At 38.7% G+C, this 19,468-nt stretch carries 16 protein-coding genes, 1 pseudogene and 1 riboswitch; of the genes and pseudogenes, 12 read left to right on the top strand and 5 right to left on the bottom strand.

Annotated features, from left to right (window positions below; all coding sequences use genetic code 11):
• Positions 1 to 39 precede the first annotated feature (39 nt).
• A complete protein-coding gene (hldE, locus tag ACNARN_RS11620) occupies positions 40 to 1,464 on the top strand; it encodes a bifunctional D-glycero-beta-D-manno-heptose-7-phosphate kinase/D-glycero-beta-D-manno-heptose 1-phosphate adenylyltransferase HldE (protein ID WP_109373059.1) in 1,425 nt (474 codons plus the stop codon).
• 108 nt (positions 1,465 to 1,572) lie between these two features.
• Here hldE and ACNARN_RS11615 read toward each other — a convergent pair whose 3' ends face one another.
• On the bottom strand, positions 1,573 to 2,277 hold the full coding sequence (locus ACNARN_RS11615) for a GntR family transcriptional regulator (RefSeq protein WP_198632361.1): 705 nt from the start codon (positions 2,275 to 2,277) through the stop codon (positions 1,573 to 1,575).
• Between the two features lie 301 nt (positions 2,278 to 2,578).
• Here ACNARN_RS11615 and ACNARN_RS11610 point away from each other — a divergent pair, with 301 nt between their 5' ends.
• A complete protein-coding gene (locus ACNARN_RS11610; protein ID WP_368887867.1) occupies positions 2,579 to 4,207 on the top strand; it encodes an alpha-glucoside-specific PTS transporter subunit IIBC in 1,629 nt (542 codons plus the stop codon).
• A complete protein-coding gene (locus ACNARN_RS11605) occupies positions 4,207 to 5,529 on the top strand; it encodes a 6-phospho-alpha-glucosidase (protein WP_198626207.1) in 1,323 nt (440 codons plus the stop codon). Before ACNARN_RS11610 ends, ACNARN_RS11605 begins: the two co-directional genes overlap by 1 nt.
• A 103-nt stretch (positions 5,530 to 5,632) precedes the next feature.
• Here the strand turns inward: ACNARN_RS11605 and ubiK are convergent, their stop codons facing one another.
• Positions 5,633 to 5,953 (bottom strand): ubiquinone biosynthesis accessory factor UbiK, encoded by a 321-nt coding sequence (ubiK, locus tag ACNARN_RS11600; protein WP_198620759.1) that lies wholly within the window; start codon positions 5,951 to 5,953, stop codon positions 5,633 to 5,635.
• A 202-nt stretch (positions 5,954 to 6,155) separates the two neighbouring features.
• Positions 6,156 to 6,315: riboswitch (FMN riboswitch) on the top strand.
• Positions 6,316 to 6,439: 124 nt separating this feature from the next.
• Here ubiK and ribB point away from each other — a divergent pair.
• The 4 genes from ribB (at position 6,440) to ACNARN_RS11580 (ending at position 8,826) form a co-directional block, all read left to right on the top strand.
• The gene (ribB, locus tag ACNARN_RS11595; protein WP_023582768.1) at positions 6,440 to 7,093 is read left to right on the top strand and encodes a 3,4-dihydroxy-2-butanone-4-phosphate synthase; all 654 of its coding nucleotides are present in this window, start codon (positions 6,440 to 6,442) and stop codon (positions 7,091 to 7,093) included.
• 178 nt (positions 7,094 to 7,271) lie between these two features.
• Positions 7,272 to 8,057, top strand: coding sequence for a 4,5-DOPA dioxygenase extradiol (gene ygiD / locus ACNARN_RS11590; RefSeq protein ID WP_416304482.1), 786 nt, complete (start codon positions 7,272 to 7,274; stop codon positions 8,055 to 8,057).
• A gap of 344 nt (positions 8,058 to 8,401) precedes the next feature.
• Positions 8,402 to 8,653 (top strand): type II toxin-antitoxin system CcdA family antitoxin, encoded by a 252-nt coding sequence (locus tag ACNARN_RS11585; protein ID WP_198626206.1) that lies wholly within the window; start codon positions 8,402 to 8,404, stop codon positions 8,651 to 8,653.
• Positions 8,653 to 8,826 carry a CcdB family protein gene (locus tag ACNARN_RS11580; protein ID WP_416304481.1) on the top strand — a complete coding sequence of 58 codons (174 nt, stop codon included), beginning with the start codon at positions 8,653 to 8,655 and terminating at the stop codon, positions 8,824 to 8,826. The genes ACNARN_RS11585 and ACNARN_RS11580 overlap by 1 nt, the downstream gene beginning before the upstream one ends.
• A gap of 245 nt (positions 8,827 to 9,071) precedes the next feature.
• Here the strand turns inward: ACNARN_RS11580 and ACNARN_RS11575 are convergent, their stop codons facing one another.
• From ACNARN_RS11575 to tolC, 3 genes are all read right to left on the bottom strand, one after another.
• Entirely contained in the window at positions 9,072 to 10,235 is a 1,164-nt protein-coding gene (locus ACNARN_RS11575) for a glutathionylspermidine synthase family protein (RefSeq protein ID WP_109373065.1), read from the bottom strand.
• A gap of 8 nt (positions 10,236 to 10,243) precedes the next feature.
• Positions 10,244 to 10,972, bottom strand: coding sequence for a DUF1190 family protein (locus ACNARN_RS11570; protein ID WP_072070058.1), 729 nt, complete (start codon positions 10,970 to 10,972; stop codon positions 10,244 to 10,246).
• 329 nt (positions 10,973 to 11,301) lie between these two features.
• Complete coding sequence (gene tolC, locus ACNARN_RS11565) at positions 11,302 to 12,699, bottom strand: outer membrane channel protein TolC (protein WP_109373066.1); 1,398 nt, start codon at positions 12,697 to 12,699, stop codon at positions 11,302 to 11,304.
• A gap of 213 nt (positions 12,700 to 12,912) precedes the next feature.
• On the opposite strand from tolC, the gene nudF reads away from it, so the two are divergent.
• The 5 genes and pseudogenes from nudF to parC all read left to right on the top strand — a co-directional run.
• Positions 12,913 to 13,548: an ADP-ribose diphosphatase gene (gene nudF / locus ACNARN_RS11560; protein ID WP_349442855.1), complete on the top strand. Its 636-nt coding sequence runs from the start codon at positions 12,913 to 12,915 to the stop codon at positions 13,546 to 13,548.
• A gap of 226 nt (positions 13,549 to 13,774) precedes the next feature.
• Entirely contained in the window at positions 13,775 to 14,614 is an 840-nt protein-coding gene (gene cpdA, locus ACNARN_RS11555; protein WP_109373068.1) for a 3',5'-cyclic-AMP phosphodiesterase, read from the top strand.
• A 3-nt stretch (positions 14,615 to 14,617) separates the two neighbouring features.
• On the top strand, positions 14,618 to 15,193 hold the full coding sequence (gene yqiA, locus ACNARN_RS11550) for an esterase YqiA (RefSeq protein WP_198620762.1): 576 nt from the start codon (positions 14,618 to 14,620) through the stop codon (positions 15,191 to 15,193).
• Positions 15,194 to 15,317: 124 nt separating this feature from the next.
• Positions 15,318 to 17,213: a DNA topoisomerase IV subunit B gene (gene parE, locus ACNARN_RS11545; RefSeq protein ID WP_198620763.1), complete on the top strand. Its 1,896-nt coding sequence runs from the start codon at positions 15,318 to 15,320 to the stop codon at positions 17,211 to 17,213.
• A gap of 31 nt (positions 17,214 to 17,244) precedes the next feature.
• A pseudogene (gene parC / locus ACNARN_RS11540) lies at positions 17,245 to 19,425 on the top strand (DNA topoisomerase IV subunit A); the annotation flags it as partial.
• Positions 19,426 to 19,468: the final 43 nt, after the last annotated feature.

Below are 19,468 nucleotides of genomic sequence, written 5' to 3'. Positions count from 1 at the left end.
TTATTTCGGCTTATTTTGAAAATAAATGTGGAGTATGGGATGAAAGTAACGCTACCGGATTTTAATAAAGCCAATGTGTTGGTTGTCGGTGACGTCATGTTAGACCGCTATTGGTATGGCCCAACAAGTCGAATTTCACCAGAAGCCCCAGTGCCAGTGGTTAAAGTTGATACCACAGAAGAGCGACCAGGTGGTGCAGCAAACGTTGCGATGAATATTGCGTCTCTTGGTGCTAATTCGCGTTTAGTGGGTTTAACAGGTATCGATGAAGCCGCAAAAGCATTGAGCAATACATTAAATCAGGTCAATGTGCGTTGTGATTTTGTCTCTGTTGCGACACACCCAACGATCACAAAATTACGTGTACTTTCACGTAATCAGCAATTAATCCGTCTTGATTTTGAAGAAGGATTTAGCAATGTTGATCCTCAACCTATTTATGAACGTATTCAGCAAGCATTACCTTCTATTGGCGCATTGGTTTTATCTGACTATGCCAAAGGGGCACTTTCTCATGTTCAAGAAATGATCCAACTGGCAAAAAAAGCGGGTGTACCTGTATTAATCGATCCTAAGGGATCAGATTTTGAACGCTATCGCGGTGCGACGCTATTAACGCCAAATATGTCTGAATTTGAACAAGTGGTTGGTGTTTGTAAAACGGATGATGAGCTGGTGGAAAAAGGGACTCAATTAGTTCGAGATTTAGATCTTGAAGCGTTGCTGATCACTCGCTCAGAGCGAGGAATGAGCTTACTGCGTGCTAATGAAGCTCCATTGCATTTACCAACCCAAGCCCAAGAAGTTTATGATGTAACAGGGGCAGGTGATACAGTAATTGGCGTATTAGCAACCTCTTTAGCTGCTGGCAAACCTTTAGGTGAAGCCTGTTTCCTTGCTAACGCAGCGGCAGGCGTTGTTGTGGGTAAATTAGGGACATCAACGGTATCACCTATTGAGCTTGAAAATGCTATTCGTGGTCGAGCTGATAACGGGTTTGGCATGATGGAAGAAGAACAATTAAAACAAGCCGTCGAATTAGCGCGTCAGCGCGGTGAGCGTATTGTGATGACAAATGGTTGTTTTGATATTCTTCATGCAGGTCATGTTAGCTATTTGGCGAATGCACGTAAATTAGGTGATCGCCTTATTGTTGCGGTAAATAGTGATGCGTCTACTAAGCGCTTAAAAGGTGAAAGTCGTCCTGTTAACCCATTAGAACAGCGTATGACTGTGTTGGGCGCATTAGGTGCCGTCGATTGGGTTGTTGCGTTTGAAGAAGATACACCACAGCGCTTAATTGCCTCTGTATTACCGGATATCTTAGTTAAAGGTGGCGACTATAAGCCTGAAGATATTGCAGGTAGCAAAGAAGTTTGGGCAGCAGGTGGTGAAGTAAAAGTGCTGAATTTTGAAGACGGCATTTCTACAACAAATATTATTAATGCGATTAAAAAGAAATAATGGCATTTATAAAAAATGAAAGGCGCTCTTCGGAGTGCTTTTTTTTGCTCTTATAACAATAAATCTAATTATTAATATTAAAGTTTCAATATTATTTTATATTAATGATTATTGTTCTCGTTTTAAATGATATTCAACAATATAATCTTGGGTGTTTCTATACATTATTGAGTAATTAATATAATCACCATGAATACTGTATGATAATGTGCTGAGCCTTAATATGGGAATGTTATTCTCTATTTTTAATAATTGACAAATATTGTTATCTGGCATGATAGGGTGGAATGTTTCGTAACTTCCCGCTATTTTTATTTGGCAAACATTTTCAATAAAATCAAATTTAGATCCTTCTAAGTGCGTTAATGTTAAATTACTAAAATATTTTACGGGCATATAACTGTCTTCAACAATAAGCGGTTTGTTGTCTACAAAACGTATTCGTCTTGAATAAAATATACGTTCATTTGAATTAATACGTAATTTGCTAGAAATAGATAAAGGGCAGGGAATAACACTAAACTCTACCACTTCGCTTCTTACGTTGTGCCCTGTATTTGCCATTAATTCGACAAAGCCTTTTAGGCTAGCATTTTCATGATGAACATCTTTTTCTTTAATATAAGTCCCTGAGCCATGTTTTCGTTCTAATAATCCTGCAATAACTAATAAATCTACTGCTTTACGTATTGTCATTCTTGATGCGTTGTATTGTTGCGCTAATGTTTTTTCTGCGGGTAGTGGGTCGCCAATTTGATATCCAGCAGAATTTATTTGAATTCTTAGGCTTTTTGCAATGTCTTTATAGATCATTTTTATACCTCTTTTTATTCTAAAAATTAGCTTATTCTATTTAACTTATATGAATCTAATCTTTTGATATATAGCATAATCATTTATACCTTTAAAATGTGAACGTTATCAAAAAATAAAAAATGATCTGTCTTTTAACTAAAAAGTAGATCACTTTGTGTGAAAGATTAGTATGAATCAGATCACGAATAGTTCATTTGAGATGAGAGAATAAAGAGAAAAGAATCTAATCTAATTTCACAGAATAAAAATAAATTAAAAAGCGTGTCATTTCAGTAGCAGTAAATAAGAGGATATTTTTATGCTCAGTCAAATACAAAGATTTGGTGGAGCCATGTTTACCCCTGTCCTGCTATTTCCTTTTGCAGGTATTGTTGTAGGCATTGCAATTCTATTACAGAATCCATTATTTATTAGTGAAGATTTATTAAAACCCGATAGTTTATTCGCTCAAATTGTTCATATTATTGAAGAAGGAGGGTGGACTGTTTTTCGTAATATGCCTCTTATTTTTGCAATTGGTTTACCAATAGGTTTAGCTAAAACTGCACAAGCAAGAGCTTGCCTTGCCGTTATGGTGAGTTTTCTCACTTGGAATTATTTTATTAATGCAATGGGAATTGTTTGGGGCAGTTATTTTGGCGTGGACTTTACAAATGAAGTTGGTGGAAATAGTGGTCTTACAATGATTGCTGGTATTAAAACATTAGATACCAGTATTATTGGCGCAATTATTATCGCTGGTATTGTCACGGGTATTCATAATCGTTATTTCGATAAACAACTTCCGGTATTTTTGGGGATATTTCAAGGAACATCTTATGTCGTATTAATTAGTTTTTTTATGATGTTACCGTTAGCGTGGATAACGTTATTTTTCTGGCCTAAAGTGCAAATTGGTATTCAATCTTTGCAAGTATTTATGGTTGAATCGGGTTCTTTGGGTGTTTGGATATATACCTTTCTTGAGCGTATTTTAATTCCTACTGGTTTACATCACTTTATTTACGGACCTTTTATTTTCGGCCCAGCAGTCACTGAACATGGTATTCAAGTTGATTGGGCTCAAAATATGCAATATTTCAGTCAAAGTACCCAATCTTTAAAAGAGTTATTTCCTGAAGGTGGTTTTGCACTACATGGTAATAGCAAAGTTTTTGGTTCTATTGGTATAGCGCTTGCTCTTTATTTTACGGCTGCACCTAAAAATAGAGCTAAAATTGCTGGCTTACTTATACCTTCTGCATTGACCGCTGTATTTGTGGGAATAACAGAACCATTAGAATTTACGTTCTTATTTATCTCACCTCTCTTATTTGCCATTCATGCAGTATTGGCTGCCACACTAGCCACAACCCTCTATCACTTTGGGGTTGTTGGGAATATGGGCGGTGGGATCATCGATAATTTCCTTCCTATGAATTGGATCCCAATGTTTCATAACCATTACGGAATGATTATTACACAGATAGTCATCGGCCTTACTTTTACAATGATTTGGTTTGTGGTGTTTAGAACGTTAATTATCAAACTTAATTTAAAAACACCTGGTCGTGAAGAAGACGACGAAGAGATCAAACTCTATAGCAAACAAGATTATAAAAATAAAAAGTCACAGGCTTCAGATAATCCCAAATCGGCAAAAGAAGACCGAAAGTTGGCACTACCTAAAGGCATTCTCGATGGCTTAGGTGGAAGTGCAAATATCAAATCTTTAAATAACTGTGCAACACGTTTACGTATTGAAGTGATAGATAGCGAACTAGTTGAAACAGATGCCTATTTTAAAGGGCTCGGTGTACATGGTGTGGTGCGCAAAGGTCATGCATTACAAATTATTATCGGGCTACACGTTTCTCAAGTGAGAGACCAAATTGAACAATTAATGAAAGAAGATACACAAAAAATCACCTTGTCGGAGGCTATATAATGAAGAAGTTCTCAGTCGTAATTGCAGGTGGCGGTAGTACATTTACACCCGGTATTATTTTGATGCTATTGGAAAATTTAAAGCGTTTTCCATTAAGAGCCATCAAATTTTATGACAATGATGCCGAGCGGCAAGAAACTATTGCTAAAGCGTGTGAAATTATTCTTACTGAAAAAGCACCTGATATTGAATTTTGCTATACCACTGATCCTAAAACAGCTTTTACTGATGTTGATTTTGTCATGGCACATATTCGTGTCGGTAAATACCCAATGCGTGAAAAAGATGAAAAAATTCCTTTACGTCACGGGGTGTTAGGGCAAGAAACGTGTGGGCCTGGTGGCATTGCTTACGGCATGCGCTCTATTGGTGGCGTGTTAGAATTGGTTGAATATATGGAAAAATATTCACCAAATGCATGGATGCTAAATTATTCTAATCCAGCAGCTATTGTCGCTGAAGCTACCCGTCGTTTAAAACCAAATGCAAAAATCTTAAATATCTGCGATATGCCAATTGGTATTGAATCACGCATGGCACAAATTGCAGGATTAAAGTCACGTAAAGAGATGCGTGTCCGTTATTATGGTTTAAATCACTTTGGCTGGTGGACACAAATTGAAGATTTGCAAGGTAATGATTTATTACCCATTATCCGTAAGCATGTTGCTGAACATGGATATATTCCAAAAGTGGCAGGGGAGCCTGTTGAAGCAAGCTGGAATGATACATTCGGTAAAGCAAAAGATGTGTGGGCATTAGATCCTGATACGATGCCAAATACTTATCTTAAATATTATCTATTCCCTGATTATGTTGTTGAGCATTCTGATCCTAACCATACGCGTGCGAATGAAGTGATGGAGCACAGAGAAAAGAATGTTTTCAGTGCTTGTCGTGCCATTACGGCAGCGGGTAAATCATCAGCGGGTCATCTTGAGATAGATGAACATGCCTCTTATATTGTCGATCTCGCAACGGCGATCGCATTTAATACTCAAGAAAGAATGTTACTGATCGTTCCTAATAATGGATCAATTATTAATTTTGATCCTGATGCAATGGTTGAGATCCCTTGCATTGTCGGAAGTCACGGGCCAGAGCCGTTAGTGATGGGCAAAATTCCATTATTCCAAAAAGGGATGATGAGTCAGCAAGTTGCAGTTGAAAAATTAGTGGTAGAAGCATGGATTGAAAAATCATATTTGAAACTGTGGCAGGCTATTACAATGTCCAAAACGGTGCCAAGTGCGACTGTCGCAAAAGCAATTTTAGATGATTTAATTGAAGTTAATAAAGACTATTGGCCAGAGTTAAAATAGTGATCAATTGACTTGTTGTGTATAAAAAAATAACCCTGCGTCTTTGTGAGATACAGGGTTTTTGCTTTATTACTAAATCAAAATCAGCAATAAAGTGAACGAATTAAGCTTTATTGTCAGCTTGCGCCTCTACCACAATTTCAACGTCTTCAATTTGAGCAACTTCAGCTTGAGGTTTTGCAAGCAGACCCGCTTCTAGCTCATTTAAACGTTGTTCTAAACGATTAAGTTTTTCACGAGTACGTAATAAGACTTGAGTTTGTACATCAAACTCTTCGCGATTGACTAAATCCAATTTGTTTAATTGAGATTGCAGAACAGTGCGGATTTTTTTATCAATATCATCACCAAAATCTTTAATGCCTTGTGGCAGAACGTTTTGGATTTGGCGCGCGACTTGTTCAAGTTTTTTCGGGTCCAACATGGGGAGTCCTCACAAATAAAATAGAAAGCTGAGGCTAAGTGTAATATGAGGGCAGAGGGAATTAAACCAGATATCAAGATTATTGTTACTTTTTTATTATAAATCGTTAAATAACCGTATGTCATAAAATGATAATGTGATGAAACAAAGATTGTCACCGAATGATGATTGCCTCTTATAATTTTAAAGCGTATAGTTTCACCGTTAATCTCAGGGCGGGGTGTAAGTCCCCACCGGCGGTAGATACCTAAATACTTAGGTAAAGCCCGCGAGCGCTTTGTGTTGCCATTGTAATGCAAAGGTCAGCAGATCCAGTGTGATTCTGGAGCCGACAGTTAAAGTCTGGATGGGAGAGAATAAAATAGCATCAGTAGGATCATTGTATCCATTCCTGTTGTTTCTGCTTGTGTGTTTATTAAGCAGAGATCCACTCCTAAGACTGCCCTGATTCTGGTAACTTTCATTAATTATTGAGGTTTTTTTACCATGAATCAGACGCTACTTTCCGAATTCGGTAATCCATTTGAGCGTGTTGAACTTGCTCTAGAAGCCCTTCGTGCTGGTAAAGGCGTGATGGTGCTCGACGACGAGAACCGTGAAAATGAAGGCGATATGGTTTTCGCAGCAGAAACTATGACCACAGAACAGATGGCGATGTCTATTCGTCATGGTAGTGGCATTGTTTGTTTATGCATTACAGAAGAACGCCGTCAACAACTTGATTTGCCTATGATGGTGGAAAATAACACCAGTCATTTTCATACCGCGTTTACGGTAACAATTGAAGCGGCACAAGGGGTTACAACGGGTGTTTCAGCATCAGATCGTTTAACCACAGTACGTGCAGCGGCAGCTGATAATGCAAAACCAAGTGATTTAAATCGTCCAGGTCACGTATTCCCATTACGTGCTCAACCTGGCGGTGTGTTAACGCGTGGCGGACACACTGAAGCTTCGATTGATTTAGCAACTTTAGCCGGTTTTAAACCTGTTGCAGTGTTATGCGAGTTAACAAACGATGATGGCACAATGGCAAGAGCACCAGAAGTGATCACTTTTGCTAAAAAGCACAATATGCCAGTGTTAACTATTGAAGATTTAGTGGCTTATCGTCTTCGTGAGGAGAAAAAAGCTGGCTGAAATTAACATGTTATAAACGACACTGAAAACACACACACACTTATATCAAGCCACTTAAGGAAACTTAGGTGGCTTTTTTCATATTTTTTGAATAACTATTTCATACTTCTTTGACTATATTTCAAGTAAGAAGGCAGTATGCTTATGTGATAAGAACACTCGCCATAAGAGGTGGTTTATGGAAACAAAAATGATGCCAGCGCTGTTTATTGGGCATGGTAGTCCAATGAATGTATTAGAAGATAATACATATACTCGCCTCTGGTCAAAATTAGGGGAAATGCTTCCTCAATCTAAAGCGATTTTAGTGATTTCAGCCCATTGGTATACCGATGGAACTTATGTAACAGCAATGTCGCAACCAAAGACAATTCATGATTTTTATGGATTTCCACCAGAATTGTATGCAATAGAATACCCAGCGCGAGGCTCAATAGGTTTAGCAGCGCTGATTGAAGATCTTATTGATCCAATTAAATTAAAACTCGATATGGATCAATGGGGATTCGATCATGGAAGTTGGGGAATACTTGAAAAAATGTACCCGAATGCCAATATCCCAGTTGTTCAATTAAGTATTGATGCACGTCAATCGGCACAATGGCATTATGAATTAGGTCAAAAATTAGTTGAACTACGTAAAGAAGGTGTCTTAATTATTGGTAGCGGTAATATTGTTCATAACTTAAGAATGATGGATTGGCAAAACAGTGATGCAGCGCCTTATCCTTGGGCACTTTCGTTTAGTGAAGCAATAGAAAGTAGCTTGCAAAGTGACAAAGAGCCAACTGATCTCTTTACGATTTTATCAACGGAAGAAGGACGATTGTCACATCCAACAGCAGAGCATTTTTTACCCGCGTTATACCTATTAGGTTTAAAACAGGAAGGTGAAAAAGTAACGTTGCTAAATAATGATATCGTTAATAAATCGCTCAGTATGATGACATTTCAAATTGGATAAGATTGTTCAATAAAAACTAATTTATAATATCTAAAGGTCAAATGCACTTTTGTGGAATTTGACCTTTTTTATATTAAATATAATGTATCGACTCATTATATTTCCCTCGTTATTGACCTTTCCAATTTTCTATATAGATATAATAAATAATTTTAACCTTTTGTTTATATTGATTTTATTTTTATTTGGATAAATATCTGATAAGCTTCATTACTATTCAATGAATGCTTTTTATATTCTATTAAATAAGTCAATTATGTTTTTTTGAATATCTCTAGTTTGATGTTGATAATTATCTGCTCTACACTTATGCACATAAATGATGCGCATAAATGGAGTTTATAATGAAAACATTGGTAATGAGTAAAAAAGATAAACGAGGAGTTAATGTGTATCTAACTGCAAAATTGGTGGACGAAGCACGAGAGCTTGGAATTAATTTATCAGCAACACTCGATCAAATGTTATCTGATGCAATTCGTGAAAAAAAGCGGGAACAGTGGAAAGCTGAAAACAAAAACGGCATTCAAGCGCTTAATGAATTTGAACAGGAAATGGGGTTGTTTACTGATGATGATGAATATGGGGTTATTTAATGTCTCAATATACGGTATATCGTAATAAATCCCTTAAATCGAAAGAACAGTACCCTTATTTTATTGATATTCAAAATGAGCTACTAAGTGATATTGATTCTCGGGTTATTATACCGATTACCCAGTTATCATATAAGAATTCTCAAGTAGAAATATTGACACCCATTATTTAAATAGATAATCAGAAATATGTTGTTATGACGAAATCTATAACAGTCGTGGCAAAGAATAAGTTAAGAACAGCTGATATCGTGTGTATTAAGCCTGAGATCCATACAGCGATTGTGTCTGCTATGGATATGATTATTTCTGGAATATAGTCATATATTGAAATCATCAAAATGGAAAGATTTTTGCAATAAAAAACACCTTACTGCTTATAAGCAATAAGGTGCTCAATATAATTTTAAGATTTCTATTAATCTAAAATAATATGTGGATAGAAGCGTGAGAGATCTTGAGTGATAAGCTCTCTATCTTCTCTAATACAAATACCTGCGGATTGGTCGTTAACCAACCAACTACCAATTAATGTATAGCTATCACCAAATTTTGGTAGTGGATGGAAATCTTGAACAATAAAGCCTTCTTCACCGTAAGGACCATCTGCAACAGCAATATCTTTGCCATTTTCAACAATACGAATATTTGCACCTTCACGTGAAAACAGTGGCTTGATAACATAACGTGATAATGAATCAGGTGCTTTACCATCATAAAAATAAGCAGGTAGCAGATTTGGGTGATTAGGGAACATCTCCCAAAGCATTGGCAGTAATGCTTTATTCGAGATAATACTCTTCCAAGATGGCTCCAACCAACGAATTCCCGCATCAGCTAACTTAGTTGAGAAGTCTTCGCGGAACATAAATTCCCAAGGGTAAAGCTTAAACATATTGCTGATTATCTGATCTTGCAGATCAGTCAACTCACCACGTTCACCTAGACCTAGATCTTCAATAAACACAAAGTCAGTTGTTACTTCGGCTTCTTCAGCACAATCTTGTAAATATTGAACCGTACCGCGATCTTCTTCAGTATCTTGGCAACAAGACATATGCAGATAACGCATTCCATATTGATCACGAAGCTCTGCGAATCGATCAATTAACTTCTCTTGAATGCTATTAAATTGATCGGCATTTTGCGGTAAACGACCTGCGTTGACTTGATCTTCAAGCCAGATCCATTGGAAAAAAGCAGATTCATACAGCGACGTTGGCGTATCTGCATTATTTTCTAACAGTTTTGCTGGGCTTTTGCCGTCATAGGCTAAATCAAGACGTGAATAGAGCGAAGGTTGAGATGATTTCCATGAATCACGTACAAAATCCCAGCAGTGACGAGGAATTTGAAAACGAGTCAGCAACTCTTCACTATTAGCCACTTTATCAGCGACCTGTAAGCACATCTGATGCAACTCTTCTGTTGTTTCTTCTAACGTTTCAACCTCTTCCATTGAGAATTGATAATAAGCATCTTCAGACCAATAAGGCTCGCCATACATTGTATGAAAATTAAAGCCAAATTCAGTGGCTTTTTCACGCCAATCTGGGCGCTCAATGATATTTTCGCGTTTCATGGTTTTAATTAACCACCTGAACGATAAGAAGATGAACCGGTTGAGCTACGGTTATTATTTGTTGCACTGGTACGTTGAGCCGCTGCTTGTCTCGAAACTGTATTACCAAAGCCGCCACGAGTTACTGTCGAGGTTGTTGATGGTTTTGGTGTCATGGCTGTTTTTGGTACGTTCATTTGACGACCACCAACTGCAGGACCATAGTTACGGCCTGTTGCGTCCACAAATTTACCATTCGCAGGGCTTGTTGGATTACGTGAACTAAACAGAGGTTGTGCTGGCGCCCCACCACCCATTAGGCGACCCATCATATAACCCGCCATTAATGGCATAAAGAAGCTACCACCAGAGTTAGCTTGGGCCATTTGTGAGCTGTCTGGGCTTAAATTATTTGCATTTTCGGTACTAACAGGCTGTCCATCGATAGACGCTGTTTGTGTACATTGTGCATCACCAAATTCAGCTACGCAGTCTTCTAATGTTGCGTATTTCGGTGCTGTACGCTGTGCTTCTTGCAATGCAGTGCGATAAGAGTCTTCGCACTGTGCCGCTTGTGAAGGATTCGCTTGAGCACATTCTTGTGCATTCATATACAGTGAAACTGTCTCATCGCTCTCTTCACATCCTGAAAGCGCGAATACAGCAGTGATGGCGATTGCAACAGGCGCCAGACGATAAGGACGAAATGCTTTACGGAAAGCATCACGATTAATCGATTTGGTACGTTTCATTGGCATATTGATAAGATCCATAAAAGGTAAAACGTTCAAAATAAAAGCTAGGATAGGTTAAATAGTCTAGAAAATAAATAAGAAACGCCTAATCATCAGGGATAACCAGAAATTTGTGATCTTTATAAGGTTAAGAGTAATGAAATTAGGTAAATCCTCTCTTTTAAACCTAATTGTAATTAAGGTATTTGTTAATACAAGAATATAGATATTGCTGAGATCTTAATTTAAGCCATAACACAATATCTTATGCGGAGAGGATGTATAAAAAAAACCGCTTATCAGTTTATCGCTGAAAGCGGTTTTTTATAAGTGACTAAATTCTTAATTCACGATCAAGGCGCAACGTTAAGAGCAGGGCTTGTTAACGAGCGAATAATGCTATCTGGTGAAGTAGAAACTTCTGCACCTAGTGCATTATTTAACTGAATTAAGTCATTTTCATTTAATGTACCACGCGCATATTCAATATTTAATTGGTTAATTAAATAGTCATAACGTGCGTTGGATAATTTCTGTTTTGCATCATAAAGCGTTGTGGTGGCATTCAACACATCAACAATAGTACGAGTACCTACTTGATAACCCGCTTCAGTTGCATCTAATGAACTTTGCGCAGAAACAACAACTTGTTGATACGCTTTAATGCTACTGATTGATGCAGAAATATTGTTATAAGAAGAACGCGCGATTTGGACAATAGAACGATAAACCGATTCTAATTGTTCGCTTGCACTCGTAAAACCATATTGTGCTTGTTCAACTTGTGAGCTTGTTTTGCCGCCGGTATACAGAGGGATACTAACAGATAGACCAATACTATTTTGACCACTGTAACTATTGCGACTATTACCCGCTGTTGCTGGTGGTAATGCGCTACCGTGGCTATGGCTATTGGACACACCCGTTGATGCATTTAAATCTACTGTTGGTAAGTGACCTGATTGTGCTAAACGAATATTTTCGCGCGCTAAATCTTGACCTAAACGTGCGCTTAATAAACTTAAGTTACGTTCTTCAGCATCTTTTAGCAGTTTCTCAATAGAGTCTGGTGAAGTTGTTGAAAAACGGCTGATGTTTAGTGATGCTAGATTAATGTAATAGATACCACTTACTTGGCGTAGTTTTTCTAATGCATTATCTAATTGATTTCGGCCAGCCACTTCTTGTGCCAGTACGCTATCGTAATTTGCACGCGCATTTTGTACGTCAGTAATAGCCACTAAACCTACGTTAAAACGTTGAGTTGTTTGATCTAACTGACGGTAAACTTGCTCTTTTTGCGCTTCAATAAATGATAATGAATCGATAGCACGCAAAACATCAAAGTAAGCGGTCGCGGTGTCTAAAATCAGTTTTTGCTGACTTGTTTGGTAAGTCACATCGCTCATGCCCGCTGTTTTTTCTTGAATGTTTAATTGGCGCCATAACGCCATGTTAAACACACTTTGAGTCAGCGTTAAACTTGCACCAATAGCGTTGGACTCGGTGTTGCTATTATCACGGTAGCCACTTTTATAATCTGCGGATGCGCCTAATCCTAATTGTGGTAATAATGAGCCACGAGCTTCATTAATTTTTTCAAAAGCTTGATTTCGTTCAGCTAATGACTTGCGTAACTCAGGGTTACTGTCCTTTGCTTTTTGATAAACTTGAAGCAGATCCTCAGCCTGACTTGCAGTGCTGAATCCTGCCAAACTCATCGTGACCAAAAGAGAGAGCAGTTTTTTCATTTTAATTCCTTGTTGCAACAGTTTCGCTGAGTTGCCTCTGTTAATCTTGATTGGGGATAATTCTAGCAGATTGTTTCCCTAACTAGGGGTAGCCATTTGTGCCATATCCTTTTATTTTAGATTAACTTTACATGAATTGTTGGCAAATTTCTTTAAATCTGTATTAAACGTAAGCAATAAAAAGACTCTTAAATGTAACTTAAGGAACATTGTATGAAGAAAAGGGAAAATACACCATTTTTATACGGTCGTGAAGATGTGAAATTGCTCAATCAAAGAGATTTATACAAAGGCTTTTTCCGCATGACCGAATATCGCTTTAAACATCGCCTTTTTGAAGGTGGATGGAGTGAGGAAGTTAAGCGAGAGGTTTTTGAACGAGGCAATGCAGGTGTTTTGCTTGCTTACGATCCCAAACGTGATGAAGTGGTGTTAATTGAGCAAATTCGTATTCCTGCGTATGAAACCAGTGAGACACCTTGGTTGCTTGAAGTGGTTGCGGGCATGGTCGAACCAGGAGAAAGTCCAGAAGATGTTGTTAGACGTGAAGCCCAAGAAGAAGCGGGTGTTATTGTTGGACGATGTGAACCTATTGTGAGTTATCTTTCAAGCCCCGGCGGTACGAGCGAAAGAATGCATGTTTACGTTGGTGAAGTTGATGCAACAACAGCAAAAGGTATTCATGGATTAGCGTGTGAGAATGAAGATATTCGTGTTCATGTTGTTAGCAGAGAACAAGCTTATCTTTGGGTTGAAGAGGGGGTTATTGACAACGCAGCATCCGTTATCGCGCTTCAATGGCTACAACTTCATCATGTTGCGTTAAGAAAGCGTTGGTCGATAATTTAATACATTAATCAATCTTTAAAGGATGTTTTTAGTAATATTATCAAGTAGAGTAACTATCTCTAAGTGTACGATATCAAATGAATTAAATTGTAAAATGAAGTGAAAAAAACGTGATTGAAAGCGAGAATATTTCTCACTAATCTTTTGAAATGTGTATTGGTTGGCAGATCTTTACTACGAAAATACGTTAACATAACGGCTAATGAGAGTGAAACAAGGAAACCTTTTGGAAAGCCAGCTTGAATTATCGGTGAAACACAAAAACACCGTAAGAATATTACAAATCACAGACACCCACCTCTTTGCTAATGTGGAAGATACTCTGCTGGGTATAAATACCTATCGTAGCTACCATGCGGTATTAAATACGATTAGAGAGCAGGGTCTTGATGTTGACTTGATTGTTGCGACAGGTGATTTAGTTCAAGATCAAACCTTTGAAGCTTATCAGCATTTTGCTGATGGCATTGCAACGCTGACACCTCCTTGTGTTTGGTTGCCGGGTAATCATGACTATCAACCTGCAATGATTGATGCTTTAAATCAGGCAGGAATTTTGTCAGCTAAACAAGTGTTGATTGGTGATAATTGGCAAATGCTGTTATTAGATAGCCAAATTCAAGGCGTTCCTCATGGTGAGTTATCAGATTGTCAGTTAGATTGGCTAACACGCTGTCTCGAAAGTCAAAAGCACAGAGATACGATTATCTTGTTGCATCATCATCCTATGCCTTCAGGGTGTACATGGTTAGATCAACACAGTTTAAGAAATTCTCAAGAATTGGCAGAACGTTTAAGAAATCACTCTCAAGTCAAAATGATGCTTTGTGGCCATATTCACCAAGAAATGGATGAAATGTGGAATGGCATTCGTTTGTTGGCAACGCCTTCTACATGCATTCAGTTTCGCCCTCATTGTACGAATTTTACATTAGATACTGTTTCTCCGGGCTGGCGCTATTTGGAAATGTCACTTTCATCTGATGAGAAGGGCAAAATTGAAACACAAGTTTACCGTTTAGCGGGCACTGAATTTTGTCCTGATCTTGATGCGGATGGCTATTAAGTTATGCCTCGTATTCTTTACTTGCATGGCTTTAATAGCTCACCTCAATCAGCAAAGGCACAGGCTTTTCGTCAATGGCTTGAAGGAACACATCCTGAAATTGAATTGTTAGTACCTCAACTGCCACCTTATCCTCAAGAAGCCGCTCAGCTAATTGAAACGTTAGTTAAAGAGAGTACAGATGACAAGCTTGGATTAATTGGCTCATCATTAGGTGGCTATTTATCTATTTGGCTATCTCAACGTTTTAATTTACCCGCTGTTGTTGTTAATCCTGCGATACGTCCTTTCGATCTTTTGCAAGATTTCTTGGGTGAGAACGAAAATCCTTATACACATCAAAAATATAAGCTAGAACCTCATCATATGGATGAGTTGCTTGCTTTGCGTATTCCTGCAATTACCTCACCAGAACTTATTTGGTTGCTTCAACAAACTGGAGATGAAATACTTGATTATCGTCAAGCTGTCTCATATCTTGGCGCGTGTAGGCAAACCATAGAATCGGATGGAAACCATGCTTTTGTGGGTTTTGAACGTTTTTTTCCGAAAATTATTCAATTTTTAAAGATAATTTAGCCTTTCGGTCGATTAACCTGTAAAACGTAGGTTGATGTATCTAGCCGAAAATTAATATCATATTGCCGCCAACACCTGTTATTATAAACAGTATTTTTCTAACAGCGAACCGCAGATTAAAACAATGACTCAATCAAGTTATAACGCAAAGGATATTGAGGTTCTTAATGGTCTAGAGCCTGTACGTCGTCGTCCGGGGATGTATACAGATACAACAAGACCGAACCATTTGGCACAGGAAGTGATAGATAATAGCGTGGACGAGGCGCTTGCGGGACACGCATCGAAGGTCGATGTCATTTTATATGCAGACCAATCTATCGAAGTTATCGATAATGGGCGAGGAATGCCTGTCGATATTCACCCTGAACTTAACGTTTCTGCTATCGAGCTAATCCTTGCTCACCTCCACGCCGGAGGAAAATTCTCTAATAAAAATTATCAATTTTCTGGCGGGTTACATGGTGTGGGGATCTCGGTTGTTAACGCCCTCTCAAAGCGTATTGAAGTAACTGTTCGTCGTGATGGTAAAATTTACCAAATTGCTTTTGAAAATGGCGATAAAGTTGAAGAGTTACATGAGATTGGCACCTGTGCAAAACGGGACACAGGAACGAGTGTGCATTTTTGGCCTGATGGCTCTTATTTTGATGTTCCTCGTTTTTCTTCTAAAAGCTTATCTCACGTATTAAAAGCCAAAGCAGTATTGTGTCCGGGCGTTAATGTTTCTTTTGTCGATAAAGTAAACAACACCCAAGAAAATTGGTGCTACGCTGATGGTTTAACCGATTATTTAAGTGAAGCTGTTGCTGAGTTTGTTCGCCTTCCTGAAGAGCCTTTTACAGGCAAATTTGAAGGTGATAATGAAGCTGTTGAATGGTCTATGTTATGGCTGCCTGAAGGTGGCGATCTACTCACTGAAAGCTATGTTAACTTAATTCCGACAGTTCAAGGTGGTACACACGTAAATGGTTTACGCCAAGGTGTGTTAGATGCAATGCGTGAATTTTGTGAATTCCGTAATTTACTACCGAGAGGTCTTAAATTAACTGCCGATGATACATGGGATCGTTGTGCTTATGTATTATCAGTGAAAATGCAAGATCCTCAATTTGCAGGGCAAACCAAAGAGCGACTCTCTTCAAGACAAACCAGTGCGTTTGTTGCAAATGCTGTAAAAAATGCTTTTAGCTTATGGCTAAATCAGAATGTTCAAGTCGGTGAGTTACTTGCTGAAATGGCAATTAGCAGCGCTCAACGTCGTATGCGAGCTGCTAAAAAAGTGGTGAGAAAGAAACTCACTTCAGGGCCAGCATTGCCGGGTAAATTGGCTGATTGTACTTCTCAAGATTTACGTTACACCGAACTGTTTTTAGTTGAAGGGGACTCTGCTGGAGGCTCTGCTAAACAAGCTCGAGATCGTGAATATCAAGCGATTATGCCTCTGCGCGGTAAAATCTTAAATACATGGGAAGTCTCTTCAGATGAAGTACTTGCGTCACAAGAAGTCCATGATATTTCGGTAGCAATTGGTATGGACCCTGATAGTGATGATTTAAGCCAACTGCGTTACGGTAAAGTGTGTATTCTTGCGGATGCGGACTCGGATGGTTTACATATCGCAACCTTATTGTGTGCTTTATTTGTGCGCCACTTCCCTGCTCTTGTTAAGGAAGGGCACGTTTATATGGCAATGCCACCACTTTACCGCATCGACTTAGGTAAAGAAGTTCATTATGCCCTTGATGAATCAGAAAAAAATGCCATTTTACAACGTTTAAGCCGTAAAAAAGGAAAGCCTAACGTACAGCGCTTTAAAGGGTTGGGTGAAATGAACCCACTTCAACTGCGTGAAACAACGCTTGATCCTAATACGCGTCGTTTAGTGCAATTGGTGATTGATGATGAAAATTATCAAGAAACCCTAGGCATGATGGATATGTTGTTAGCGAAGAAACGCTCTGAAGATCGCCGAAATTGGTTACAAGAGAAAGGCGATGAAGTTGACATCGAAGTGTAATGGATACCACAAGAGTCTGAGGAAAAATTGAATGAGTGAATTGACTCATGATGGTGTAGAGCGCCAACCGCTCCACTTATTTACAGAAAATGCCTATCTCAACTACTCCATGTACGTCATTATGGATCGTGCATTACCTTTTATTGGAGATGGGCTAAAACCCGTACAACGTCGCATCGTTTATGCGATGTCAGAGCTTGGCTTAAGTAATAACGCTAAATTTAAAAAATCAGCCCGTACTGTGGGTGACGTGCTAGGTAAATATCACCCGCATGGTGATAGTGCATGTTATGAAGCAATGGTACTTATGGCTCAGCCGTTCTCTTATCGTTATCCGTTAATTGATGGACAAGGTAACTGGGGTGCGCCGGATGATCCAAAATCTTTCGCCGCGATGCGTTATACCGAATCACGTCTTTCTAAATATTCACAAACATTATTGAGTGAGTTAGGACATGGTACGGTAGATTGGATCCCTAACTTTGACGGCACGATGCAAGAGCCGAAAATGTTGCCTGCACGCTTACCTAATATCGTGCTTAATGGCACAACGGGTATTGCTGTTGGGATGGCAACGGATATTCCGCCTCACAATGCGCGTGAAATAGGGCAAGCTTTAGTGATACTTTTAGATAATCCTGATGCAGGATTATCTGACGTAATGCAATATGTTCAAGGCCCTGATTATCCGACTGAAGCTGAAATTATTACGGCTCAAGACGATATCAAGAAGATTTATAAAACAGGGCGTGGTTCTGTCAGAATGCGTGCTGTTTGGCAAAAAGAAGAGGGATGTGCAGTGATCACTGCATTGCCTCATCAAGTTTCTGGCGCCAAAGTACTTGAGCAAATCGCAGCATTGATGCGTGCCAAAAAACTGCCTTTAGTTGAAGATTTACGTGATGAATCTGATCATGAAAATCCTACTAGACTTGTTATTGTTCCTCGTAGTAATCGTGTTGATTTAGAACAAGTCATGTACTACTTGTTTGTGAATACTGACTTGGAGAAAAGTTATCGCGTTAACCTGAATATGATTGGGTTAGATAACCGTCCAGCAGTAAAAGGACTACTAACTATTTTAAACGAATGGTTAGTTTATCGTCGCCAAACAGTGACAAACCGCTTAAATCATCGTTTAGAGAAAGTTTTACGTCGCTTAGAAATCCTCAAAGGTTTATTAATTGCTTATCTCAATATTGATGAAGTGATTGAAATTATTCGTCATGAAGATGAACCCAAAGCAGAATTAATGCGTCGCTTTGAGTTATCTGATATTCAAGCTGAAGCTATTTTAGAACTACGTTTGCGTCATTTAGCCAAACTTGAAGAGATGAAACTAAAAGGCGAAAGTGATGAGCTTGAAAAAGAACGCGACAGCATTGAGAAATTGTTAAGTTCACCACGCCGTTTAAATACTTTACTGAAAAAAGAGATTGAAGCCGACGCTAAAGAATTTGGTGATGATCGACGCTCACCTATTCGCCCTCAAGAAGAGGCGAAAGTGGTGAATGAACAAGATATGTTGCCATCAGAGCCTGTGACTATTGTGTTGTCTGAAATGGGCTGGGTACGTAATGCAAAAGGGCATGATATTGATCCTAGTGGCATGAGTTATCGCGCAGGAGATAGCTATCACAGTGCAGTACGAGGCATGAGTAATCAGCCTGTTCTGTTCCTTGATTCCACAGGTCGAAGCTATACCTTAAGTCCAAATGATATGCCTTCAGGACGTAGCCAAGGCGAACCACTAACCGGTAAGTTAACTTTCCCACCTGAAGCCAGCGTGAAATACATGTTAGCGGGAAGTGCTGGACAAGAATATTTATTGGCAACAAAAGAAGGTTATGGTTCGGTTCTCTCTTACGATGAGATGGAAACGAAGAATAAGACAGGTAAAGGGCTACTCACTGTTTCTGAAGAGACTGAATTATTAGCACCGCTCTTAGTTGATCCTCAAAAGAAAAATGAGCAACACTGGTTTATTATCATCACTGACAAAACACGTATTTTAGCCATTTCAGCAGAACAACTGAATGAAATGAATAAAAAAGGGCGTGGTACGCGTCTTGTTGCTTTAGGAAAAGAGCAAGGCGATGTGATTGAACAAATGCTGTTTGCACCTAAAGATGAAGCATTAATCTTTACTGTTGATGGTCAGCAAGAAGTGCTTAAAGCAGAAGAGATCTACTATTTTAGTGGTAATGCGGGTGATGAACCTATTCCGTTAAAACATCTACATCCTGAAGCTGTTA

It is taken from the genome of Proteus sp. TSJ240517 (assembly GCF_047921575.1).
Taxonomy (GTDB): Bacteria; Pseudomonadota; Gammaproteobacteria; order Enterobacterales; family Enterobacteriaceae; genus Proteus.
The sequence above is the reverse complement of the archived record's forward strand: the minus strand, read 5'-3'. Positions and strand labels throughout refer to the sequence as shown.

Coding starts and splice junctions, on each gene's coding strand:
- parE (WP_198620763.1), top strand. CDS start 15,318: ATGACTCAATCAAGTTATAACGCAAAGGATATTGAGGTTCTTAATGGT.
- ygiD (WP_416304482.1), top strand. CDS start 7,272: ATGGAAACAAAAATGATGCCAGCGCTGTTTATTGGGCATGGTAGTCCA.
- ribB (WP_023582768.1), top strand. CDS start 6,440: ATGAATCAGACGCTACTTTCCGAATTCGGTAATCCATTTGAGCGTGTT.
- ACNARN_RS11575 (WP_109373065.1), bottom strand. CDS start 10,235: ATGAAACGCGAAAATATCATTGAGCGCCCAGATTGGCGTGAAAAAGCC.
- ACNARN_RS11605 (WP_198626207.1), top strand. CDS start 4,207: ATGAAGAAGTTCTCAGTCGTAATTGCAGGTGGCGGTAGTACATTTACA.
- hldE (WP_109373059.1), top strand. CDS start 40: ATGAAAGTAACGCTACCGGATTTTAATAAAGCCAATGTGTTGGTTGTC.
- ACNARN_RS11610 (WP_368887867.1), top strand. CDS start 2,579: ATGCTCAGTCAAATACAAAGATTTGGTGGAGCCATGTTTACCCCTGTC.
- ACNARN_RS11615 (WP_198632361.1), bottom strand. CDS start 2,277: ATGATCTATAAAGACATTGCAAAAAGCCTAAGAATTCAAATAAATTCT.
- nudF (WP_349442855.1), top strand. CDS start 12,913: ATGAAGAAAAGGGAAAATACACCATTTTTATACGGTCGTGAAGATGTG.
- ubiK (WP_198620759.1), bottom strand. CDS start 5,953: ATGTTGGACCCGAAAAAACTTGAACAAGTCGCGCGCCAAATCCAAAAC.
- ACNARN_RS11585 (WP_198626206.1), top strand. CDS start 8,402: ATGAAAACATTGGTAATGAGTAAAAAAGATAAACGAGGAGTTAATGTG.
- ACNARN_RS11570 (WP_072070058.1), bottom strand. CDS start 10,972: ATGCCAATGAAACGTACCAAATCGATTAATCGTGATGCTTTCCGTAAA.
- ACNARN_RS11580 (WP_416304481.1), top strand. CDS start 8,653: ATGTCTCAATATACGGTATATCGTAATAAATCCCTTAAATCGAAAGAA.
- yqiA (WP_198620762.1), top strand. CDS start 14,618: ATGCCTCGTATTCTTTACTTGCATGGCTTTAATAGCTCACCTCAATCA.
- tolC (WP_109373066.1), bottom strand. CDS start 12,699: ATGAAAAAACTGCTCTCTCTTTTGGTCACGATGAGTTTGGCAGGATTC.